The following is a 4051-nucleotide window of genomic DNA, read 5'->3' on the forward strand; positions in this document are numbered from 1 at the left end:
ATAGAGCTACAATCTATAGTGTTCATTTTGGGAGAGGTTTATGCTCGCACTAAAGATTAGCGCCCGGCAGTTAACTGCGACAGGTAACGAGGATAGCCCTTCAACTATGTTGATGGTCGCGGTGGCGAACGTTGCTCAGGCAGAGCAGTGCATCAAGATAGTCAATTGCTTCTCAGGCGAAAAATTGATTGATCTCTTCAACGAAATCGATCGACCAGATTCAAAAAAGGCTATCGTCGGTGTCCTATTAGCGATACCTCCAAAACTCAACGGGTCTCCACACTGGATCGCCGAGAATGTTTATGATTTCGCTCGGGTAAAGCTCAAGGGGAGGGGGGAGGTTTTTTTGGATACATACGCATATCGACTTGCTTCACAAGCAGTGTTCCGGGACAACGCCCAGGTCGACCCAGCGGATATTCTTGACTGGAGATCACTCTACGAAACGTCCAACGCGGGTGGCAACGTCGACTCAGAATTTGTCGACTATCAAACGTGGTTATCCATCGTCATTACTCGGCTGCTCAAATCAGTAAATCTAGCTGACGAAGCGGAAGCCTCTGAGTAATGTGATGTAGGACTTGAAGGCTTTTGCTCCAGCAGTGAGGGCAGGGGAGAGAGCCTTAAGGCGCGGCAATACCTCCCAAGTCAGTCAATGCCTCGGCAGCTATCTTCGAAACTCCGCTCGTTGCTGATCGGGAGAAATTGGGCTCGTGAAAGCACTCGAATTTCACAAGGTCACTTGAGGACGCAAAACTCGCATTAATAGTGTATCGCAGACGATTGGAGCTCCTCCAAAAGCAGCAACAAGCGTAAGGCGATAGGCCATGCTCGGCATGGCATCGAATGTACCTGGGAAGCGAAACTCGTTGTATTCTTTTGGCCTACCCGCTGCGGCAACGCTGACCTTAGCAAGCCCTTCGGGCGCCAGCTCTTACTGGCTACGATCTACATCAATGGAAAATCCATTGCTAAGTAGGTGCGGTAGTTCCTCAGTCCACGCGATGCAATCTTTAACTCGGTCATGAACAAAGCAACGGTAGAATATGATCGAGATCATTCTAGACTTAACTCAACTAAATAGCCGTTTAGTTGAATTATCAATGAGCTAGCGGAAATTTTCGATTTATCCGCAGTTATCGCGTAAGTAGCGGCAAAAAACGGAAGTGGGCACGCGCTTCGCTGGCTTCCAACGAAATCAGTGCCCAAATTTTCGCTTTAGGCCAGGTGCCAAGCTAGTCTAAACAACCCACGGAAGAATTGTGCATACCGGCTTTAATTACGGTGAATCGCCATCGATAAGTCCGTTCAATTTTACCGGGATAAATCCGCTTGTTAGCCATTTCAGTGGCGACCGGAGGGATCGGGGTGGACATCTCAACCGGCAAACCCGGAGTTCGCACAGAGATGCGGAGCTTTGAAAGCTCATCCGCGCCAAGCTACCCAACATCAAAATCTGCATGCAATTCAGCCAGCGTTTGTCTTTTCCACGTTCGGCAGCCCTTGAAGTCTATGCATCAACTCCAGGCTGAGCGCTGCAGATTTCACACATTGATTTGCTCATTGGCACGATTACGCCAATCTAGGGCTGTATGCATTGTGAATATCGTAAAGTCAGGTGCTGTGGCGAAAGCAAATGTCGGGTCAGAACCTAAAATGAGAAGTAAAAAAAAGATGAGGGAGTGGATTTAGACGACCAACGGAAAAACTTGGAAGTAAGGAAAAGGTAAGGAAGCAGTTTCCGACGACGAGCGCACTAAATCGGAAGTAAAAAAAAGATAAGACGGCTTGAAAGCGCTATCTATCGATTACTTCCCAATCTGTATGCAGATTTACTTCCGCGTACTGTAATCTAGACAAATCTGTGAGCAATGAGGCTAATCCTGAAATACGTTGTTACGTGTAATGTATATTATGTTAAACCAGATGCCATGTTGGAAGTGTTCATGAGGCTCATAAGACACTGATTCGACAAACCCGCTTCTGGCGTCCACGCTCTCAACGGGCCATGTCCTTCGTGTTCATGGCGCGTCATTGAATGAGGTGGCTGCCAATGAAGCTGATTCAGTGTCGTTTATCGTCCGGTCAGCGCGTGCCACTGCTTGTGCAGGATGGTCTGGCGGCGCCATTGCCCAAGCTAGTCCCATTCATCTACGTCCAGCTCAAGCTCAGGCATCGTGCATATAACACCGCCGCAGCGCACCTGCGTGCGATCCAGGCTTTCTACACCTATGCCAAAAGCCGGGAGCTGGATATCGATGACGCTATCTTGGCCTGTCACTTTGAAGCGATTCTGGCGTTACTGGACGGTTACGCCATCTGGCTCCAAAGCGGCCGTCAGGCCGATAATTTGGTCGCCCGAATCGGCACAGCTAAAACGGCATCTTTTCCGCAGATCGATCCGCGCACCCGTGACCAGTACCTGCGGCTGTTGAAGCAGTACCTGTCCTGGTGTGTCACCCGTTACATCCCGCGCGCCCGTCAAAACTCAACCACCTTGGCTAACATCGAGGTGGTATTTGCAGATGTCGCCGACGTCATTGAACGACGCTTTGAGAGCCATATCATCAATGTTCGTCCCGACCACGCTCGTTACCGCAGCCTGACAGATACGCAACTCCAGATCATTCGCACACTGATTCGCCCGGGCGCTGCGGAGAATCCGTTTCCGGAACGATTGCAGTTGCGCAATTGGCTAATGATTGAATTGCTGCTCGAGACCGGGATCCGTCGCGGAGAGCTTCTGAAGCTCTACACCACGGATATCAACCAGGGTTCTCAACATGCCTATGTCAGCATCAATGACCGCGAACATGACCCAGGCGACCCGCGCGCTGAAGAGCCTGCGCTGAAAACCCACGGACGGACAGTAGGTATCTCCGCACAGTTGTATGAGGTCTACGAGCACTATATCCAGGGCGAGCGGCGCCCTCTGCGTGACGGCAAACCGATGAAATTGCTGTACCGCTATCTGTTCATATCTGACCGAGGCCGCCCGCTGTCGATTCGCGGATTGTCTAACGTCCTTGATCGGCTGTTTCTGACCATCGAACTGGCTCATCCGGGGTTGTTGCCTACACTTTCTGCGCATGACTTTCGCCACACCTTTGCCGACCGTTTCTTAGCTTACCTGGTCGAGACGCGTGGGCATGACCTGGAGCGCGCCACGGACGAACTCCGACGAGTCTGCGGCTGGTCTGATACTTCGGCGATGCCACGCCGTTATGCAAGTCGTTATCTAGCCGAGTCGGCCAACCGCCACAATGCCCAGCGTGCCTCGGCAGCCTGGAGCCGACTTGACAGTTAAGGAGGTACGCCGTGACCAAATCAGCCGATCAAGAACACGCTTCACCCTCCTCCTCTTTTCCGGCCTGCGTGTTCGAGGGCCCGGCTCGGGTTGCCATTCGAACTCGCACTAATGACCAGCCAAGGTACGTCGATACTCGATTGAGCGTTTGGACGTGGTACGACGGCGGAACGGCTATGAAAATAGATTGGGCTGCGCTCCACCTGAATCCTAACCTCATGCAAATCGCCAAAGCGTTCGTGGCCTATGCACTGGAAAAGTATGCACCGGTAACGGCATTCAAAGCATCCGGGGTGTTCGGGCGACTAGCTGAGAGCGATATCTCAGCCAAGTTTCCTTGGACGCGACAAGAAGTGGTCACGACCATAAGTACTTGGGCGAAATTTCGCGAGAGCACTATTTTTTTTAGAACGTTTTATCGCTGGGCCCTTAATCGAGGAATATTGGGCTTTGACAAAGAAACATATCTAGCACTTAAAGAAATCAAGACGAGCCGCCTTGATCCGTACGAACGTATATTTCTATCCCAGTCTGGTTTAGCTCTTGATGAAGAGATCCGGCTACTGCAGCGAATTGAGCGCGATATCCAGACCAAAAACTGGAGGGAAGCTCAGCTCAACATGATGCTCCACTTAAGTTTCGAATTAGGCCCGCGTTCGATTCAATTCCATTCGCTTGACATTGCGGATTTTGAGTTCATCGAAAGCGCTGATCATGAAAGGTACTACACCCTCTGGCTACCCA

2 protein-coding genes and 1 pseudogene are annotated in these 4051 nt (G+C 51.0%); all 3 read left to right on the forward strand.

The features are described 5' to 3' along the window. Window positions 1-40 precede the first annotated feature (40 nt). Window positions 41-568, forward strand: coding sequence for a hypothetical protein (locus tag AC1D2P_RS30340; protein ID WP_477758554.1), 528 nt, complete (start codon window positions 41-43; stop codon window positions 566-568). Between the two features lie 1485 nt (window positions 569-2053). Next, window positions 2054-3307: a tyrosine-type recombinase/integrase gene (locus AC1D2P_RS30345; RefSeq protein ID WP_477758553.1), complete on the forward strand. Its 1254-nt coding sequence runs from the start codon at window positions 2054-2056 to the stop codon at window positions 3305-3307. Window positions 3308-3318: 11 nt separating this feature from the next. After that, a pseudogene (locus AC1D2P_RS30350) lies at window positions 3319-4051 on the forward strand (tyrosine-type recombinase/integrase); the annotation flags it as partial.

It is taken from the genome of Pseudomonas sp. P1_F1_2, from assembly GCF_056405815.1.

What these genes read in the sequence shown, in the direction of transcription:
- AC1D2P_RS30340 (WP_477758554.1), top strand. Translation starts at nt 41, where the DNA reads ATGCTCGCACTAAAGATTAGCGCCCGGCAGTTAACTGCGACAGGTAAC.
- AC1D2P_RS30345 (WP_477758553.1), top strand. Translation starts at nt 2,054, where the DNA reads ATGAAGCTGATTCAGTGTCGTTTATCGTCCGGTCAGCGCGTGCCACTG.